The sequence below is a fragment of the Shinella zoogloeoides genome (assembly GCF_022682305.1).
Lineage (GTDB): Bacteria > Pseudomonadota > Alphaproteobacteria > Rhizobiales > Rhizobiaceae > Shinella > Shinella zoogloeoides_B.
Map to the genome: position 1 here is coordinate 2,084,437 of NZ_CP093528.1, position 18,120 is coordinate 2,102,556.

At 65.1% G+C, this 18,120-nt stretch carries 21 protein-coding genes; 12 read left to right on the forward strand and 9 right to left on the reverse strand.

Translation table 11 applies throughout. The annotated features are described in order from the left end of the window. Positions 1-144: 144 nt before the first annotated feature. Both MOE34_RS10600 and bmt read left to right on the forward strand, forming a co-directional pair. A complete protein-coding gene (locus tag MOE34_RS10600; RefSeq protein WP_242223515.1) occupies positions 145-1,188 on the forward strand; it encodes a quaternary amine ABC transporter ATP-binding protein in 1,044 nt (347 codons plus the stop codon). A gap of 120 nt (positions 1,189-1,308) precedes the next feature. Continuing rightward, positions 1,309-2,325 (forward strand): betaine--homocysteine S-methyltransferase, encoded by a 1,017-nt coding sequence (gene bmt / locus MOE34_RS10605; RefSeq protein WP_242223518.1) that lies wholly within the window; start codon positions 1,309-1,311, stop codon positions 2,323-2,325. Between the two features lie 63 nt (positions 2,326-2,388). Here bmt and MOE34_RS10610 read toward each other — a convergent pair whose 3' ends face one another. Together MOE34_RS10610 and MOE34_RS10615 are read right to left on the reverse strand one after the other, a co-directional pair. Next, the gene (locus MOE34_RS10610; protein WP_242223520.1) at positions 2,389-3,522 is read right to left on the reverse strand and encodes an aminotransferase class I/II-fold pyridoxal phosphate-dependent enzyme; all 1,134 of its coding nucleotides are present in this window, start codon (positions 3,520-3,522) and stop codon (positions 2,389-2,391) included. Beyond that, positions 3,519-4,166 (reverse strand): helix-turn-helix transcriptional regulator, encoded by a 648-nt coding sequence (locus tag MOE34_RS10615; RefSeq protein ID WP_242223521.1) that lies wholly within the window; start codon positions 4,164-4,166, stop codon positions 3,519-3,521. Before MOE34_RS10615 ends, MOE34_RS10610 begins: the two co-directional genes overlap by 4 nt. A 125-nt stretch (positions 4,167-4,291) precedes the next feature. Between MOE34_RS10615 and MOE34_RS10620 the strand changes: the two genes are divergently transcribed. Further along, a complete protein-coding gene (locus MOE34_RS10620) occupies positions 4,292-4,639 on the forward strand; it encodes a hypothetical protein (RefSeq protein ID WP_242223524.1) in 348 nt (115 codons plus the stop codon). Here the strand turns inward: MOE34_RS10620 and MOE34_RS10625 are convergent. Continuing rightward, on the reverse strand, positions 4,624-5,508 hold the full coding sequence (locus MOE34_RS10625) for a LysR family transcriptional regulator (protein ID WP_242223904.1): 885 nt from the start codon (positions 5,506-5,508) through the stop codon (positions 4,624-4,626). The genes MOE34_RS10620 and MOE34_RS10625 overlap by 16 nt on opposite strands. Positions 5,509-5,605: 97 nt before the next feature. Between MOE34_RS10625 and MOE34_RS10630 the strand changes: the two genes are divergently transcribed. Further along, positions 5,606-5,908 carry a hypothetical protein gene (locus MOE34_RS10630; RefSeq protein ID WP_242223526.1) on the forward strand — a complete coding sequence of 101 codons (303 nt, stop codon included), beginning with the start codon at positions 5,606-5,608 and terminating at the stop codon, positions 5,906-5,908. Positions 5,909-5,941: 33 nt separating this feature from the next. On the opposite strand, the gene MOE34_RS10635 is transcribed toward MOE34_RS10630, so the two are convergent. From MOE34_RS10635 to MOE34_RS10655, 5 genes are all read right to left on the reverse strand, one after another. Continuing rightward, the gene (locus MOE34_RS10635; protein WP_242223528.1) at positions 5,942-8,020 is read right to left on the reverse strand and encodes a vWA domain-containing protein; all 2,079 of its coding nucleotides are present in this window, start codon (positions 8,018-8,020) and stop codon (positions 5,942-5,944) included. 15 nt (positions 8,021-8,035) lie between these two features. Next, the gene (locus tag MOE34_RS10640; RefSeq protein WP_242223530.1) at positions 8,036-8,557 is read right to left on the reverse strand and encodes an RNA polymerase sigma factor; all 522 of its coding nucleotides are present in this window, start codon (positions 8,555-8,557) and stop codon (positions 8,036-8,038) included. 78 nt (positions 8,558-8,635) lie between these two features. Next, positions 8,636-9,328, reverse strand: coding sequence for a phosphodiester glycosidase family protein (locus MOE34_RS10645; protein WP_242223533.1), 693 nt, complete (start codon positions 9,326-9,328; stop codon positions 8,636-8,638). Between the two features lie 107 nt (positions 9,329-9,435). Continuing rightward, positions 9,436-10,128, reverse strand: a complete 693-nt coding sequence (locus tag MOE34_RS10650) for a ferredoxin (RefSeq protein WP_242223536.1) — start codon at positions 10,126-10,128, stop codon at positions 9,436-9,438. A 107-nt stretch (positions 10,129-10,235) separates the two neighbouring features. Further along, entirely contained in the window at positions 10,236-11,807 is a 1,572-nt protein-coding gene (locus MOE34_RS10655; RefSeq protein ID WP_242223539.1) for a trimethylamine methyltransferase family protein, read from the reverse strand. Between the two features lie 350 nt (positions 11,808-12,157). Between MOE34_RS10655 and MOE34_RS10660 the strand changes: the two genes are divergently transcribed. Beyond that, a complete protein-coding gene (locus tag MOE34_RS10660; RefSeq protein ID WP_023514481.1) occupies positions 12,158-12,853 on the forward strand; it encodes a corrinoid protein in 696 nt (231 codons plus the stop codon). Between the two features lie 94 nt (positions 12,854-12,947). Here MOE34_RS10660 and MOE34_RS10665 read toward each other — a convergent pair whose 3' ends face one another. Next, positions 12,948-13,106, reverse strand: coding sequence for an entericidin (locus MOE34_RS10665; RefSeq protein WP_242223542.1), 159 nt, complete (start codon positions 13,104-13,106; stop codon positions 12,948-12,950). Positions 13,107-13,120: 14 nt separating this feature from the next. Between MOE34_RS10665 and MOE34_RS10670 the strand changes: the two genes are divergently transcribed. The 7 genes from MOE34_RS10670 (at position 13,121) to MOE34_RS10700 (ending at position 18,118) form a co-directional block, all read left to right on the forward strand. Beyond that, positions 13,121-13,762 (forward strand): DUF1638 domain-containing protein, encoded by a 642-nt coding sequence (locus MOE34_RS10670; RefSeq protein WP_242223544.1) that lies wholly within the window; start codon positions 13,121-13,123, stop codon positions 13,760-13,762. A gap of 97 nt (positions 13,763-13,859) precedes the next feature. After that, entirely contained in the window at positions 13,860-14,642 is a 783-nt protein-coding gene (locus MOE34_RS10675) for a formyl transferase (RefSeq protein WP_242223547.1), read from the forward strand. Positions 14,643-14,751: 109 nt separating this feature from the next. Continuing rightward, positions 14,752-15,054: a virulence factor gene (locus MOE34_RS10680; RefSeq protein WP_160784539.1), complete on the forward strand. Its 303-nt coding sequence runs from the start codon at positions 14,752-14,754 to the stop codon at positions 15,052-15,054. Then, a complete protein-coding gene (locus MOE34_RS10685) occupies positions 15,047-15,634 on the forward strand; it encodes a methylenetetrahydrofolate reductase C-terminal domain-containing protein (protein ID WP_242223549.1) in 588 nt (195 codons plus the stop codon). Before MOE34_RS10680 ends, MOE34_RS10685 begins: the two co-directional genes overlap by 8 nt. Before the next feature lie 3 nt (positions 15,635-15,637). Beyond that, entirely contained in the window at positions 15,638-16,732 is a 1,095-nt protein-coding gene (locus MOE34_RS10690; RefSeq protein ID WP_242223551.1) for a methylenetetrahydrofolate reductase, read from the forward strand. Positions 16,733-16,824: 92 nt separating this feature from the next. Then, complete coding sequence (locus MOE34_RS10695) at positions 16,825-17,793, forward strand: methyltetrahydrofolate cobalamin methyltransferase (RefSeq protein ID WP_242223554.1); 969 nt, start codon at positions 16,825-16,827, stop codon at positions 17,791-17,793. A 1-nt stretch (position 17,794) separates the two neighbouring features. After that, positions 17,795-18,118, forward strand: a complete 324-nt coding sequence (locus tag MOE34_RS10700) for a hypothetical protein (RefSeq protein ID WP_242223557.1) — start codon at positions 17,795-17,797, stop codon at positions 18,116-18,118. The last annotated feature ends 2 nt before the right edge of the window (positions 18,119-18,120 follow it).

An 18,120-nucleotide genomic window follows, 5' to 3' on the forward strand; every position in this document is an offset into this window, starting at 1 on the left:
GTTCATGCAATGACAATGCGGGGAACAGGGACCAGAACAAGAATAATCCCGCACCAATCCTGAAGGAACCGCGCTCCGCCGATCCCCATCGGCGATGGGCGCGCAAGACAGGCCAGCGGCTGCACAAGCATTCGGAGGGAATTCATGGTTAGTCATGCAATCGAGGTCCGCAATCTCTACAAGATCTTCGGACCCCGCGGCGGCGACTACGTCGATGCCGTCAAGAACGGTATGGGCAAGGCGGAACTGAACCAGAAATACGGCCATGTGCTCGGCCTGCGCGACATCAACATCTCCATGCCGGCCGGCGGCATCATGGTGGTCATGGGCCTTTCCGGCTCGGGCAAATCCACCCTCATCCGCCATATCAACCGCCTGATCGACCCGACCGCCGGCGAAGTCCTCTATGACGGCGTCGACGTCTGTCGCATGAACGAGAACGACCTTCGCGAGTTCCGCCGGCACAAGACCGCCATGGTGTTCCAGAAATTCGCGCTGCTGCCACACCGAACCGTGCTGGAAAACACCGTCTACGGCCTCGAAATCCAGGGTGTCGCCGCCGCCGAGCGCGAAAAGCGCGCTAAACAGTGGATCGCCCGCGTCGGCCTTGCCGGCTTCGAGAACCATTATCCCAATCAGCTTTCGGGCGGCATGCAGCAGCGCGTCGGCCTTGCCCGCGCGCTCACCAACGACGCAGACATCCTCCTGATGGATGAAGCCTATTCGGCGCTCGACCCCCTGATCCGCGTCGACATGCAGACCGTGCTTCTCGACCTGCAGAAGGAACTGAAGAAGACCGTCGTCTTCATCACGCACGATCTGGACGAAGCGCTACGCCTCGGCGACAAGATCGCCATCCTGCGCGACGGCATGGTGGTGCAGCAGGGCACCGGCCAGGAGATCGTGCTCAACCCGGCGGACGAATACATCACGGCCTTCGTCAAGGAAGTGAACCGCGGCCGCGTCGTCAATGTCGAGACCATCATGGCGCCCCTTTCCGGCAATCCCGAGGGCATGCCGATCCGGAGCGGCACCGTGCTCGAGGAGGCCGCCCGCGCCATGACCTCGGCCAACCAGACGCTGGCCCATGTGGTCGACGAGGCCGGCAGGCCGCTCGGCGCGCTCAGCCTCAGCGCCGTTATCGCCGCGATGGTGACCTCGGCGAGCCACGAGACGAAAGCGGCCTGAAAGCGACGGCGATGCAGAACGGGAGGGCGCCCGCAAGGCGCCCTTTTCTTTTGCCGAAGCCTGTCGTTGCATTCACATAAAGAAATCTTTATATGATGCGACAAACAGAAGGATCCTCCCATGACCGCGACGAACCCGCTTGCTCAGCTTCTTGCCGAAAAGCCTTTCCTGCTTGCCGACGGCGCCACCGGCACCTCGCTCTTCGCCATGGGCCTTGAAGCCGGCGAAGCGCCGGAACTGTGGAACGAGGCGAAGCCGGAGAACATCACGAAGCTGCATCAGGACTTCGTCGATGCGGGCGCGGATATCATCCTGACCAATACTTTCGGCGGCACGCGCCATCGCCTGAAGCTGCATCACGCGCAGGACCGCGTCTTCGAACTCAACAGGAAGGCCGCCGAGATCGCCCGCGCCGTCGCCGACAAGGCGCCGCGCAAGGTCATCGTCGCCGGCTCCGTCGGCCCGACGGGCGAGCTGCTGATCCCGCTCGGCGCGCTGACCTATGAGGACGCGGTCGCCGCCTTCGCCGAACAGATCGAGGGCCTCAAGGCCGGCGGCGCTGATGTCGCCTGGATCGAGACCATGTCCTCGCCGGAGGAAATCCGCGCGGCGGCGGAAGCGGCCACCAAGACCGGCATGCCCTTCGTCTATACCGGCTCGTTCGATACGGCCGGCAAGACGATGATGGGCCTGCATCCGAAGGACATCCACGGCGTTGCCGGCGACATCGGCTCCGGCCCGCTCGCCGTCGGGGCCAATTGCGGCGTCGGCGCATCCGATATCCTGTCCTCGCTGCTCGACATGACGGGCGCTGCCCCATCCGCGACCGTGGTCGTCAAGGGCAATTGCGGCATCCCGGAATATCGCGGGGCTGAGATCTACTATTCCGGCACGCCGCCGCTGATGGCCGAATATGCCCGCCTTGCCCGTGATGCCGGCGCGCGCATCATCGGCGGCTGCTGCGGCACGTCCTGCGAGCACCTCGCCGCCATGCGCGTGGCACTCGACGCCCACGAACCGCGCGAGCGCCCGACGCTGGAAACGATCATCGAGAAGATCGGCCCGCTGCGCAACAAGACCGCCGACGAAAGCGCCGCGGCCCCTGCCCGCGAGCGCGGCGGCCGTCGCCGGAGCTGATCCCGACGAGATCCAAGTCAAGCCGCCCCGGCAAGCGCCGCGGGCGGCTTTTTCTTGTGCGCCTCAGGCCGTTGCCAGAAACTCCCGCCAGGCTTCAAGCCCGGCATCGATATTGCTGCGACCGACGCCGACGCGGAAACGATCCATCGGCACGGGCAGGAGGTCCGAGACGAAAAGGCTGGAGGGCAGCAGGAGCACGCCCTTCTCCTCCACCAGCCGGCGGCAATGCTCCTCCACGCCGTCCTTGCCGAGATAGCGCGCAAAGGCGACGCAGCCGCCGTCCGGCTCGGTCCACTCGTAGAGATGCGGGTGTTCGGCAAAGAACGCGCCGAGCTTCGCCATGTTTTCCGCGCAGAGCGCACGATTGCGGGAAAAGATCGTCTCGCGCGCCTTGAGCGCAATGCTCGCCAGCACCTCGGAGGGCCGCGCATTGCAGATGGACAGGTAGTGCTTCATCTTCTCCATGCGCGACAGGAGGGCATGGTCGCGGCTGGCGATCCAGCCGATGCGCAAGCCCGGCAGGCCATAGGCCTTGGACATGACATTGAGGGAAATGCCCTTGTCGAAAAGGTCCGCCGCCTGCGGCAGCCGCTTGCCCGGATCGATCTCCAGCCCGCGATAGACCTCGTCGGAAAAGAGATGGATGCCGCGCTCGGCGCAGAGGTCGACAAGGCCCCGGAAGGTCGCCTGGTCGGCAATGACGCCGGTCGGATTGTTCGGGAAGTTGACGGCGATGAGCTTCGTTTCCGGCCGCAGCGCGGCGCGGATATCGTCGAGATCGGGTTGCCAGCGGTTTTCCGGCCGCAGCGCGACGCCCGTCACATTGCCGGCGATGGCGACCGGCATCGTCTCCATCGACTGGTAGTTCGGTACGGTGACGATGGCGTGATCGCCCGGGGCAAGCAGCGCCAGCATGGCGCAGTAAAGCCCCTCCTCCGCACCGGCGAAGGTGAGGATATCCGCACCTGAAAGCGTGTCATAGGTGGAGGCAATGGTTTCGCGGAGCGCCGGCGCGCCCCAGGTCTCGGTATAGCCGAGCGAGACACGATCCCACGCGTCGCGGTCCTCGGGACCGGCAAGCGCCAGCAGCGCCGACATGGTCATGGTCTCGGCGTCGCTCGCCGTCATGTGGTGGCGCGCCTTGAATTCCCAGCGGGAGAAATGGGTTTCGAGGCGGAAATCCGGCAAGGTCGTCACGAGATACTGTCCTTCTTGTTGGGACGCCGGGCATCGGCGAGATAGTTGTAGATGGAGGCGCGCGAGGCCCCCATGAGACCGGCGAGGTGATCGACGGCATTGCGGGTCTGGAACAGGCCGCGCCGGTCGAGCGCGGCGACCAGTTCCACCCGGTCGCCCTTCTTCAGCGCCGTCAGGGCCAGCCCGCGCGTGCGCAGCCAGTCGTGCAGCGCCGTATTGATCTCCTCGCGCCAGTCACCGGCAAACAGGGAGGCGGGACGCGGCGCGGCAGCGCCGGTGAAGGCCGAGAGCAGCTTCGCCGCCGCCTCAAAATGCGAAATATCCATGTTGATGCAGAGAAGGCCGGGCGCCTGCCCGAACTCGTCCTGCAAAACGGCCGTCACCGATTTCAGGCGCCGCCCGTCCTCGCCGATCTTTTCATAGGGACCGTAGACTCCCGCCTCGCCGATCTCGTCCAGTTCGTCTTCGACAAGCGATTCCATGCCCGGCTTGCGGCCGGAAAAGGCATTCCAGATTCCGGCGATCAAACCCGTTTCGAGATCGTGCAGCACGACCTCGGCATGGGGATGGAGCAGGATCGATATGGCCGCGGCCGTGGCGGCATGCTGACGAAGCAGCGTATCGGCATTGGATGATTCAGACATGGCGACAAACAATCCAATTATGGATATTTTGTCAATATTGGATTTTCAGTCCAATACCGTCCGGCACGCTTGCAGCCGGTTTTTACCCGTCCTATCCAAGAGGAAAGCGATTCTGGGGGATGATCATGAGCGCCGATGCCGCAGCCTTTCCGAACCGGGAAGCCGTCGCCGACAAGCTTGCGGCATTGGGCGAGGCCGACCAGGCCTATCTGCGCCTGCTGATGGAAACGCCGCAGCAGGACGAGAACCTGCTCGAAGGCCTCGACCTCTGCCTCAATCGTGCTGCGGAAGCCCGCTTCCTCAACACGCTGAAACTGGAGAAGCTCGGCGAATGGCTCGGCAACACGGCGCCCGCCCGCCTGCAGATACGCCTCATGGAATCGGCGCGCTCCAGCCAGCACGCGGCCTTCGCCGCATTCCGCACCGGCCTCACCCGCTCTGGCGGCCTCGAGCGCGCCTATCCGAAGGCCTGATCGGCAAGCACCGCCAGCGGCGCGAAGGACTTGCGAACCATGTCCGCCATGCCATCGATGGCCGGCCCGCCGCGACGCGGATTGCGCTTCAGTACGACACGGGAAGAATCGACCGGTGAAAAGCCGTCCGCAGCGGTCAGTTCGCGCGCGCCCGGCGGAATATTGCTACGGGCGAGCGGGGCGATGGCAAGGCCGCTCGCGACCGCCGAGCGCAGGCCGCCGCTCGTATCGCTCGTATAGGCGACCCGGTACGAAATGGAGTGCCGCTCCAGCGAGCGCTGGGCGAACTCCCGGCACCAGACCGACCGCCGGTAAAACGCCACCGGCACCGGCCGCTCCAGATGCAGGTTATGCGCGAGCGACGTCACCCAGACCGTCGGGTCTATGGCCAGAAGCTCGCCGGAAATGCCGCCGTCCCATTCGAAGATGACCGCAAGGTCCAGTTCGTCCGCCTCCAGCGCTTCCATCTGCTGCGCCGTGTAGCCGCAGAACACCGTCACCTCCGTGCCCGGATTGGTCTCGGCGAAGGCGGCGAGCGCGCCGGGCAGAACGGTCTGGTTATATTCTTCCGGGATGCCGACCCGCACCGGCCCGTCCAGCGGCAGGGTGCGCATGGCCGCCGTGGTCTCGTCGACAAGCCCGACGATGCGCCGCGCATAAGGCAGCAGCCGCTCGCCTTCCATCGTCAGCGTGACCCCGCGCGGCCCACGTTCGAAGAGCGCAAGGCCGACCGCCTCCTCCAGCTTGCGCACCTGCATGCTGACGGCCGATTGCGTGCGCCCGAGCTTTTCGCCCGCATGGGTGACATTGCCGGCCTGGGCCACGGCGACGAAGATTCTGAGCAGATCGCTTTCGAGCGGAGGATACATGGCGCCATCGCTTTTTCTGATACCTGCCATAATCGCTATTCGTTTGTGAAATGTCTACGGCTTTGCTTGGCTGTGCGCAGAAAGAAAGGCGACGGCCATGGATATTTTCGGAAAATTGCTGGCAAGGATAAGGCGCTACCGGCAGGCGCGGGCGGAGCGGGAAGCCCTGCGATTGCTGATCGCGCGCAAGGATGAACACATGCTGCGTGACGTCGGGCTTGTCCTCGTCGAGACGGAGAACGTGGCCCCTTACTGTGAGCCTATCCCACAAGCGAAGGAGAGACGCTGGACCGCACCCCTCATCCGCCTGCTGCCGCCACCTCTTCGCAAACGGGACGGCGCAGCCGCTACCTCCGCCACGCACGGCTCCCGGGATGACCGGGAAAAGCCCGCCGCGTGAAGGCGGCGGGCCGGGTAAGCGACGCGCAGAGGCCTATTTCTGTCCGGAAAGCCCCCCCGCCAGTTGCACCAGCTTTAGGAACTCCGCCCGGTAGCCGAAGGGATCGTTGCCCTTGGCCGCTTCCGCGAGGCCGAGGATCGAGCCATAGGCGTAATCCTGCAGGGCGGAGACACCCTTGAGCTTCTGCCCGAAGGCGGCAACCGCGACCGAGAAGCGGACGTCGGTCGAGGCCGCATTCACATCGGCAACCGCATCGGCGTCCGTCACCGGCATCGTGACGAGATCGCTCTTGTCGCCATCCGGCTTCTTCCAGCGCATCTTGAGGAAGGCGAGTTCCTGATCGTCCGAGGCCTGCGCCGTGGACGCCTCGCCCTTGCCGTAGCGCAGCGGGTCGTTCAGCACGGCCGGGCTGCCCTTCGGCGTCACCTCGTAGATCGCCGTGACGCGATGGCCGGAGCCGATATCGCCGGCATCCACCTTGTCGTTGTTGAAGTCCTCGCGGTTCAGCGTGCGGGTCTCGTAGCCGATCAGGCGGTATTCGGCTATACGCTCCGGGTTGAACTCGATCTGGAACTTCACATCCTTGGCGATGGGGAAGAGCGAGGACCCCGCCTCCTCCACCAGCGCCTTCTGCGCTTCGGCGAGCGTATCGATATAGGCGGCCGTGCCGTTGCCGTTCTGCGCCAGCGTCTGCATCATGCCGTCATTGTAGTTGCCGCGGCCGAAGCCGAGCACGGAGAGGAAGATGCCGCTCTTGCGGCGCTCCTCGATAATGCGCTTCAGATCCTCGTCGCTCTCCGGGCCGACATTGAAATCTCCGTCCGTCGCCAGCATGACGCGATTGACGCCATCCTTCCTGAAGGCCTTTTCGGCAAGCTTGTAGGCCGTCTCGATACCCGCCGCGCCGGCCGTCGAGCCGCCGGGCTGGAGATTATCGATGGCGTCGAGAATCTTCTGCCGCTCCTTCGCCTGCGTCGGCTCCAGCACCACGCCCGCGTCGCCGGCATAGGTGACGATGGACACGGTGTCGGTATCCTTCAGCTTGCCGACCAGCAGGCGGAAGGCGCTCTTCAGCAGCGGCAGCTTGTCCGCCTCGTCCATGGAGCCGGAGACGTCGATGAGGAAGACGAGATTGGCCGGGGGCTGCTCCGCCGCCACGGTCTCGAAGCCCTTGATGCCGATATGCAGCAACTCGGTATCCTTGCTCCACGGCGTCGGCATGACGGTGACGGTGGCGTTGAACGGCTTCTCCGCTGTCTCCGGCCCCTTCCAGTCATAGGGGAAGTAATTGACCAGTTCCTCGACGCGCACCGCCTCCGCATCCGGCAGGCTGCCGCCGAGCAGCGACCGGCGCACATAGGAATAGGAGGCCGTGTCGACATCGGCCGAGAAGGTCGAGACGGGATCGGTGGCGACGCTCTTAACCGGGTTGGGATCGGCCGAGGCGAAGCGCTCGCGGTCTTCCTCCGGCACCAGCATGGCGATCTCATCGGCGACGGCCGACGGCTGCGCGATGACGCGGCTGAGGTTCTGCGTGGCGACCGCGCCGCCAACGGCGAGGGATTCCGGCGCGGCGGCGGCAACCTCCCCCTTGCTCATCTCGGCAAGCGGCTCCACGGCGGGCGTGTTCGTCGGCTGGGCGCTGTCGGCGGCGACCTTGGCGGTGGCGGCCGCTTCCAGATCCTGTCGGGCTTTTTCCTGCTTGGATTTCTGAAGAGCCGCAAGCTCGCCCGCGCTCGACGTTTCCTTCTTGTCGTCCTGCTGGCGGGTGCGCTGATCCGTATCGACGGGCTTGGCCGCAATCTGCGTTTCGCTTGTCAGCGGCACCGTGCCATTGCGCACCAGTTCATAGGTGACGAGGCCGGCGACGGGCACGACGAGCAAGGTGGCGAGGGCCGAGCCGGCCAGAAGTCTGCGGTTCATGATGGGGCTCCATATCCGGTTGAAGATGGAGCTTCGACGCCCGCCACCGGCCGAACCTTGGGGTGCCGTCACATTTTTTTCTGCATCGTCGAAGGCCTGCATGGCAGCGGCAAGCGCCTCGGCGCGCGCAGTATCCCGCGCGGCGGGCGGTGCGCGGCGGGCGAGTTTTTCGAGGTCGAGATCGGTCATCGGTCTATCCTTCCGTCACGCGGCGGCATCGCGCAAAAGCACCTTCAGGCGCTTGCGGGCCTCGTGCACATGCCAGGAAATCGTCGTTTCGGCGCAGCCGAGCACTTCGGCCGCGGCGGCGTGGCTCAAGCCCTCGCCGTAGATGAGCAGCACGGCGTCGCGCTGCTTGTCTGGAAGCTGGCGCACGGCCTGCCAGAGCTCCTCATTGTCGCCCTCTTCCGGGCCGCCCTCCAGCACCGCCTGCTCGCGCAGATAGGCCGCATCGCGCCATTCGGCCCGGCGGCGCTTGCGCATCTGGTCGCGGGCGGCGTTCAGCGTCACCGTATAGAGCCAGGTGCCGAAGCGGCTCGCACCCTTGAAGCCGCGGATGGCGGCGGCAAGGCGTATGCACACCTCCTGCGCCACGTCCTCGGCATCCTGCCGGTCGCCGCACCATCGCCAGGCGACGGCATGGATGAAATCATAGCGGCTTTCGACCAGCGCGGCGAATGCCTGCCGGTCCCCCAAAGCCGCTTTCTCGACGAGTTCTGTTTCCACGGGTCCATCCCGATTGCGTGCACTAATCCTTCAGACGTCCGCCGGGCGGCAATCCTTGGGCGACAAGCGAGATTTTTTTCACCAGGGCAGTTTTTTCACAACGGCGATGATCGTGCCCATCACCGCATCCCGGTCGTGCCGCCGGATTTCCGGCGAATAGAGGCTGGAAATGCTGCCGTCGAGGAAGAGCGCATTCTTGCACCGCAGCCGGTCGCGGAAGAGCGTCGCGAAATCGTGGAAGCGCACCGGGACATCGGAAATCGCGAAGGCGACACGCCCGTCCGGCAAAATGCCGACGCCGTTACGGATCTGCAGGCTGGTGGCGTCCGGCAGGAAGCGGGGATGGATCTTTCCGTCGATGACGAGCATCGGCCCGGATTGCGTCGCCGCGACGGGCGAAAGGCCGGCCTTCGCAAAGGCCTCCGTCTCCATCACCCCGGCCCCGCCGTCTCCGATCCAGAAGACGCCATTCGGTTTCATGAAGAAGTTGCCGAAGGCATCGTCGTGATTGAGCGCACCCGTCTCCCTGCCGTGTTCCACCAACAGCCCGACAGGTCCGTAATCGTGATGGTACATGCCGCCATTCATGGCGAAGCTCATATGCTGGCCGTTGCGCAGGAGATGCGTGTTGAGCTGGTCGTAGCTCGCCCCCACCGAGCCGAGCGTCTTTGCGCCGTAGAGCCGGATCGTGTCCTTCGCCGGATCGAAGGTGCAGACGGTGTAGCGGCCGGAAAGATGCTCGATCCCGGCACATTTCGGCGGTTCGGCCATGGCGGTGCTCCGCAGGACAAGGGTGAGAAACAGAAATGAAAGAGACAAAAGGAACCGCATGGGCCTTGGCTCTCCTCGCAATGCGGCGAATTTAGCGACGATTCCCCTCAAAGCGACAGCGCCGCCATGTGAAAGCGCAGCTGGGCGTCGTCATAGCGATAGGCCGCGCCGACGGGACAGGCCGCGCGGGCAAGGCAGCCGGACAGCATGCAGCCCGACTGCCCTTCCGCCGTACGCAGATGCGAACGGCAGGCCGGCACGTCGAAGGCTCCCGCATGGACCGCCCCGGCGGGACAGGTGGTCAGGCAAGGCTTGCCGGGACAGCGATCGCAGGGATGCGGTCTCGCCTCGAACGGCTCCTCCTCGAGCCTCTCCGCAAAGCCCAGCGCGCCGCGATAACCGTGCCAGAGACCGTAGACGGGATGGATGAGGATGCCGAGCGGCGAGGCTTTCAGCCCCTCCGCGCGCATCGCCCATTGCTGGAAGGGCTGCCACGGCGGATCGGAGGGAAACCAGACGGCGGCGTCCACCGCCGCGGCAACAGGGCGGAGCACCGCTTTCGACCAATTGTCCAGGGGATCGTCGCCGCCGCGATCCGGCTGCGTCTCGCGCCAGCGCGAGAAGGCAGGCCAGAGGGAGGAACCGACATTGCCCACGAGCAGGACGCTTCCGGCGGGGCGTCCGTCCGCCAGTCTGGGGGCGGCTTCGTCCCCGGCGAAATTCACGAAACCGCGCAAAAAAAGACCGTGCGGCCCGAGAGCCGCACGGATGTTCTTCGTATCGGGGTGACGCGCCCTCACCGGGTCACGTCTCCCTTGAGTTCGTAATGCGGGCGCCAGACATCTTTCTGGATCATGTCCGCCACCCGGTTTGCCCCGCCTTGCTCCCTGGCGCGATCGGGACCCTTTCAGGTAAAGGCGTCCGGCATCGATTCCTTGCGCTTGGCGACATACTCCAGCAGCGCATCGTCGATCGCCGGATCGAGGTAAGGCGCTTCATAGTGCTCCAGCCAGGTGCGGCAGAGCGCATTGGCGCGCTCCTCGATGCGCTTCTGGCCCTCGATCTCCCACTGTTCGAACGAGTTGTTGTCGGCAAGCGGCGAGCGGTAGAAGGCGCTCTGGAAGTTGGCCTGGGTATGGGCGCAGCCGAGATAGTGGCTGCCCGGGCCGACTTCGCGGATGGCGTCGAGCGCCTGCGCGTTCTCCGAAAGGTCGATGCCTTCGGCGAACTTCTGCTGCATGCCGAGCTGGTCCTGGTCGATCATGAACTTCTCGTAGGAGGCGACGAGGCCGCCTTCGAGCCAGCCGGCCGCGTGCAGCACGAAGTTCGTGCCGGCCAGCAGCGTCATGTTCAGCGTGTTGGCCGATTCGTGGGCCGCCTGCGCATCCGGGATCTTCGAGCCGCAGAGCGAGCCGCCCGTACGGAACGGCAGGCCGAGGCGGCGGGCGAGCTGCGCCGCGCCGTAGGAGACCAGCGACGGCTCCGGCGAACCGAAGGTCGGCGCGCCCGACTGCATGGAGATCGAGGCGGCGAAGGTGCCGAACAACACCGGCGCGCCCTTGCGGATGAGCTGGGTGAAGGAAGCACCGGCGAGAACCTCGGCGAGGATCTGCGTCAGCGTGCCGGCGACCGTGACCGGGCTCATGGCGCCCGACAGGATGAACGGCGAGACCACGCAGGCCTGGTTATGGCGGGCATAGACCTTCAGCGCGCCCACCATGGTCTCGTCGAAGACCATCGGCGAGTTGGCGTTGATGAGGTTGAGCGTGACCGTGTTCTTCTCGACGAAATCGTCGCCGAAGACGAGCTTGGCCATGGCGATCGTGTCTTCCGCGCGTTCCGGCGCGGTGACCGAGCCCATGAACGGCTTGTCGGAATATTTGATGTGGGTGTAGATCATGTCCAGGTGACGCTTGTTCACCGGAACGTCCACCGGCTCGCAGACCGTGCCGCCGGAGGAATGCATGGACGGCGCCATATAGGCGAGCTTCACGAAATTGCGGAAGTCCTCGATGGTCGCATAGCGGCGGTTGCCGTCGAGGTCGCGCACGAAGGGCGGGCCGTAGACCGGGGCGAAGACGGTGGCCTTGCCGCCGATATGGGCGTTACGCTCGGCGTTGCGGGCATGCCAGGTGAAGTCGGACGGAGCAGTCTTCAGAAGCTCACGGCAGAGGCCCTTGGGGAAATGCACACGCTCGCCGCGCACGTCCGCGCCGGCGTCCTTCCAGAGCGCAAGCGCTTCCGGGTCGTCGCGGAACTCGATGCCGATCTCTTCCAGCACACGGTCGGCATTGCGCTCGATCAGCGACAGGCCTTCCTCGTCGAGGACTTCGTATTCCTTCACCTTGCGGGTGATGTAGGGCAGCGACGGGCCGGGACCGCCCCCCGTGCGCGATGCGCGCCGCGCGGCCGCGCCGCGCCCCTCACGCGAACGGCGTCCGCCGCCTTCGCCTGCTGCCTGCTGGATGTCCTCGCTCATGATCCGTCTTTCCTTGTGCTTCCGGCCTTGTTCTTCCAGCGCTCGAACGCGCCTCCTGCCCTATGCTAGCAAGCCCCGGGTGGAGGGCGGTTCTCAATGCGCCAAGCCGTGGCGCACGCTGGATATCGATGTCGCGCTGACTATAGCGGGTTTGCGACGGCAGGCGTAGCGGCATCGTCTCGTTTGCACTGTCAATTCACGGCTTTACAGAGTATTGAGGAAACAAGTGTTCGGCGGGTCGCTTTTCGCTGTATGCGACGTCGCTTTCAAAATCAGGTGCGCGCGGGAGGAAGGATATTCCTTTACGACGAGCCTGCCGACCGCAGAGCCAATGGAGACGAGGAACCAACATGTCTGACGACGAAATCATTCTCGCCGATCTCTCCGACGAAGAGCTTGTGCAGCAGATGCACGACGACCTCTACGACGGCCTCAAGGAGGAGATCGAAGAGGGCACGAATATCCTGCTCGAACGCGGCTGGGCGCCTTATGACGTGCTGACCCAGGCGCTCGTCGAAGGCATGCGCATCGTCGGCGTCGATTTCCGCGACGGTATCCTCTTCGTGCCGGAAGTGCTGCTCTCGGCCAATGCGATGAAGGCCGGCATGTCGATCCTGCGTCCGCTGCTCGCCGCCACCGGCGCGCCGAAGCAGGGCAAGATGGTCATCGGCACCGTCAAGGGCGACATCCACGACATCGGCAAGAACCTCGTCGGCATGATGATGGAAGGCGCGGGCTTCGACGTCATCGACCTCGGCATCAACAACCCGGTCGAGAACTACCTGGAAGCCATCGAGCGCGAGCAGCCAGACATTCTCGGCATGTCGGCGCTGCTGACCACCACCATGCCCTACATGAAGGTCGTCATCGACACGATGAAGGAAAAGGGCCTGCGCGACGACTACGTCGTCCTCGTCGGCGGTGCGCCGCTGAACGAGGAATTCGGCAAGGCCGTCGGCGCCGATGCCTACTGCCGCGACGCGGCCGTCGCCGTGGAAACCGCCAAGGAATTCATGAAGCGCAAGCACAACATGCTCGCCGGCTGAAAATGAAACGGGCGGCGGCGGTCTTGAACCGGCGCCGCCCCGCTATGATCTACCTGATATGTCCGCGCCTGTGGCCGGACGCGCCGAAGCCGCCTCAGTTGGCGGCGCGTGCGATATTGTGGCCGGCGTCCTTCGTCGCGTCGACGGCGTTGGCCGTATCCCGCCCGATACCGCGAATGGTGTTGCCGCAAGCGCTGAGCAGGACGAGCGCGGTGAGTACGATACCGAAACGGGCGAGATGTTTCGCGGTCATGGCAGGATCTCCTCATGAATCACTTCGAATCGAAAGTTAGACCAGCAAGCCCCGAAGGGGAACGTACCCCCCCTGAAAAAGTACGGGTGATCGCCTGCGGCGCCATCGCCCGCGAAGTCCTCGCCATCCGGGATGCGAACGGCCTCGGCCATATCGACCTGCAATGTCTCCCCGCCATCTGGCACGCCCATCCGGAAAAGATCGCCCCCGGCGTCGAGCAGGCGATCGGGGAAGCCCGGGCCGAGGGCTTTTCGCGCATCTTCGTCGGCTATGCCGATTGCGGCACCGGCGGGCTGCTCGACAAGGTGTGCGAGCGCGAGGGCGTCGAGCGCATCGCCGGCCCTCACTGTTATTCCTTCTTCGTCGGCAACGAGGCCTTCGCGGCCAAGGACGACGACGTGACCTCCTTCTTCCTCACCGACTTCCTCGCCCGCCAGTTCCGCTCCTTCGTCATCGAGCCGCTCGGCCTCGACCGGCATCCGCAGTTGAAGGAGATGTATTTCGGCAATTACCGCAAGGTCGTCTATCTCTCGCAGATCGAGGACGAGGCCCTGCAGCAGAAGGCGAAGGAAGCCGCCGACTATCTCGGCCTCGCCTATGAATACCGCTTCACCGGCTACGGCGACCTGACGGGCGAATTGCTGCGGGCGCGTTAGCCAATCCTTAGCCCTGCCCTGCAAATCCCCGGCGCCGGTTACCGCTTCCTAAGTCATGCCGACGATGATGCGCGCCAAAGACCGGGCGAGGCATGATATGACGGAACGCGAGACGCGGATGGAAACGGTGGCGATGCTGATCCAGCCCGGCACCAATCCCGAAATCGTCGTCAACGCCGTCAAGGCAGCCTTCCCGAACCTCGTCGTGATCGAGGAGCAGCCCGAATCGAAGCAGCTCTTCATCAGGCGGCGCGCCCGCAAGCTCGGCTGGATACAGGCGCTGGGGCAGCTCGCGACCATGGTCGTCTCCAGATACGGCAAGCGCTTCACCACCGCCCGCGCTGCCGAAATCCTCGAGACATTCGGCGCGAACCCCGAAATCGACCCGGCAATCCCCCGCATCGCCGTCCCCTCCGCCAACAGCCCTGAATTCCTCAAAGTGCTCGGGGATATCCGCCCGGCGGCGCTGCTCCTCATCAGCACCCGCATGCTGAAAGCAGGAACGCTCGCCGACATCCCCTGCCCCGTCCTCAACCTGCATGCGGGAATCAATCCGCAATATCGTGGCCTGCAGGGCGGCTACTGGTCGCGCGTCATGGCCGACGAGGCAAATTTCGGCGCGACCGTCCATCTCGTCGATGCCGGCGTGGATACCGGCGGCGTGCTCTACCAGCATCGTCTCGAACCGTCCAAACGCGACACGATGCATACCTATCCGCTGCTCCAGACGGCGGCGGCGACCGGCATCGTCGTCGCGGCGCTCCGCGATGCGGTTTCCGGTGACCTCAAGCCTTTGAAAATAGCGGCGCCCTCGCAGCAATGGTATCATCCGCCGATCTGGACCTGGCTCTGGAACGGCGTGACCCGCGGCATCTGGTAAAACTTCTGGACAGCGAAATCCCGCGTCGCTTTTGAGCATGGGGCAGTCGTGGCGAGTGCAGCCCGCGACGCGGCCACGAAGCATTGTCATTGCGAGGAGACCTTTTCACATGGCAGACCGCATCATCGTCTACTGGCGCGACATCCCCGCCCAGGTCATCATCAAGAAGGGCCGCACGAACGCCAAGCGGGAGCTGTCGCTGCGCTTCACCGAGGCGATCGACATGTGCGCCATGCGCACCGGCGCCGCAGAGACCGACGACTACCTCGCCGAATGGCGCAAGGCCGATCCGGTCCCGGTTTCCGACGATCTCGAAGCCGAGGCCGACAAGGCCGCCGCCGAGCTGGAAGCCGCCTATGACCGCGAGCGCCTCGTCGCCCTCGTCAAGGCCGGAGGCCGCGACAATGGCTGACGCCGTCCAGAAGCCCGGCAATGCCGCGCCCGCCAAGAAGGCCGCCACCGGCGCCTTCACCCCGGCCGGCGTCTCCCCGAGCCGCCGCTCGCGCCACAAATACACGATCCGCCTGTGGGCCGTGCGCAATTCGCGCTTCTTCGAGTGGTTCTACAACCGCTTCGCCCAAGGCTTCCTGCTGCTGCATCCAGTCTGGAAGCTCTTCGGCTACCAGCGCGTGGAACGGCCGATCACCTTCGTCGAGCGCCATGTGAAGGGTTTCCTCTTCGACTGTCGCATGTGCGGCCAGTGCGCGCTGTCCTCCACGGGCATGTCCTGCCCGATGAACTGTCCCAAGCAGCTTCGCAACGGTCCCTGCGGCGGCGTGCGCGCCAACGGCAATTGCGAAGTGGAGCCGGACATGCCCTGCGTCTGGGTGCAGGCGTGGAAAGGCTCGCAGAACATGGCGAACGGGAATGCCATCATGAACGTGCAGAAGCCGGTGAACCAGTCGCTGCGTGAAACCTCCTCCTGGCTGCGCGTGACGGCCGAAGCCGCCGCGGCCAAGGAAGCCGCCGCCTCTGCCGGAAAGGACGCCTGAGCCATGGCGCATATCGACGAAAACCCGCTCGGCGCGCACCTCCCGCTCGATCCGCTTCCCGGCCACTCCTCGCTCGGCCGCCTCGAACGCGTCCTACGCCGCGGCGAATTCGCCGTGACGACGGAGCTCAACCCGCCCGACAGCGCCAATCCGGAAGACGTCTACCAGCGCGCCGCGATCTTTGACGGCTGGGTGGACGGCATCAACGCGGTCGACGCCTCGGGCGCCAACTGCCACATGTCCTCCGTCGGCATTTGCGCGCTGCTGACCCGCATGGGCTATGCGCCGATCATGCAGATCGCCTGCCGCGACAAGAACCGCATAGCCATCCAGGGCGACGTGCTGGGCGCGGCCGCCATGGGCGTGTGCAACATCATGTGCCTCACCGGCGATGGCGTGCAGGCCGGCGACCAGCCGGGCGCAAAGCCGGTCTTCGACCTCGACTGCATGTCGCTGCTGGAAACCGTGCGCATCATGCGCGACAATTCGAAATTCCTGTCGGGCCGCAAATTGACGACACCGCCGAAGGTCTTCCTCGGCGCGGCGATCAACCCCTTCGCCCCGCCCTACGACTTCCGCCCCTTCCGCCTCGCCAAGAAGATCGAGGCCGGCGCGCAGTTCGTGCAGAGCCAGTACTGCTTCGACGTGCCGATGTTCCGGGAATACATGAAGAAGGTGCGCGACCTCGGCCTGCACGAGAAGTGCTACATTCTCGTCGGCGTCGGCCCGATGGCGTCCGCCAAGACGGCCAAGTGGATCCGCTCCAACGTGCCGGGCATCCACATTCCCGATGCGGTCATCAAGCGCCTCGAAGGCGCGGAGGACCAGAAGAAGGAAGGCAAGCAGCTCTGCATCGACATCATCAACGAGGTGAAGGAGATCGAGGGCGTTTCGGGCATACACGTCATGGCCTACCGCCAGGAAGAATATGTCGCGGAAATGGTGCATGATTCCGGCGTGCTGAAGGGCCGCCAGCCCTGGAAGCGCGAGCCGAACCCGGTCGACCAGCTCGTTGCCGAGCGCATCGAGGCGGCGCGCAACGGCCAGGAACAGGACCAGCAGCAGATGGCCGGACAGGCCGCACAGCAACCCCATTGATTCCCCCTGCCGGCGCGCGCCGGCAGGCAAGCTTGTAACACCGGAAATCGCGCGCTAGACCAGAACCAGCGCCCTGCCTCAGAGGAACATAAATGACACGCACCATCGTCGCCTCGGCCACCCGCGAAATCGTCATCGGTTTCGACCAGCCCTTCTGCGTCATTGGCGAACGCATCAACCCGACCGGCCGCAAGAAGCTGGCCGCGGAAATGCAGGCCGGCAATTTCGAGACCGTCATCAAGGACGCGCTGGAACAGGTCGCCGCCGGCGCGACGATGCTCGACATCAATGCGGGCGTGACCTCCGTCAACCCGAACGAAACCGAGCCGGGCCTGCTCGTCCAGACGCTGGAGATCGTCCAGGGCCTCGTCGACATCCCGCTCGCCATCGACTCCTCGGTCACCGCCGCCATCGAGGCCGGCCTGAAGGTCGCCAAGGGCCGCCCGCTGGTGAACTCGGTCACGGGTGAAGAAGAGAAGCTCGAAGCCATTCTCCCGCTGGTCAAGAAATACGACGTTCCGGTCGTCGCCATCTCGAACGACGAGACCGGCATCTCCATGGACCCGGACGTGCGCTTCGCCGTCGCCAAGAAGATCGTCGAGCGCGCCATGGACCACGGCATCAAGCCGCATGACATCGTCGTCGACCCGCTCGTCATGCCGATCGGCGCTCTCGGCGATGCCGGCCGCCAGGTCTTCCAGCTGCTCTATCGCCTGCGCAACGAACTCAAGGTCAACACGACCTGCGGCCTCTCCAACATCTCCTTCGGCCTGCCGCACCGCCATGGCATCAATGCCGGCTTCATCCCGATGGTCATCGGCGCCGGCATGACCTCCGCCATCATGAACCCCTGCCGCCCGCAGGAAATGGAAGCCGTGCGCGCCGCCAACGTGCTCAATGGCACCGACGCGAACTGCACCAACTGGATCATGACCTACCGTGACCACAAGCCCGCCGAAGGCGGCGCGGCGGCTGGTGCCGCCGCAGCAGCCCCGGCCGCCGGCGGCGGTCGCCGTGGCGGCCGCGCAGCCCGCGCCGGCGCCGGCGCGGCCCGGGAATAACGTGGCCGGCGGGCGTCAGCTTCGTCGCGACGCCTTCAGCCTCTGGCTGGAGGCCCCTTTCGTGATCGCCATGCGCTGCCACGAGATGGGCATGGCCGCAATGACGGGTTCGACGCAGGACACCGCCGAAATGACCCAGATGGTCACCGAGAAGATGGCTGCCGCGGCGGAAAGCGCCGTGGCGGCCAATTTTGCTTTGGCAAAGGCCCTGATGACGGCGGCGACGCCCGAAACCGCTGCCCGCGCCGTTTCCGAAGCCGCCTTGAAGCCCTACGGCAAGCGCGTGCGCCGCAATGCGAAGCGCCTCGCCGCCCGGAAGCGCTGACA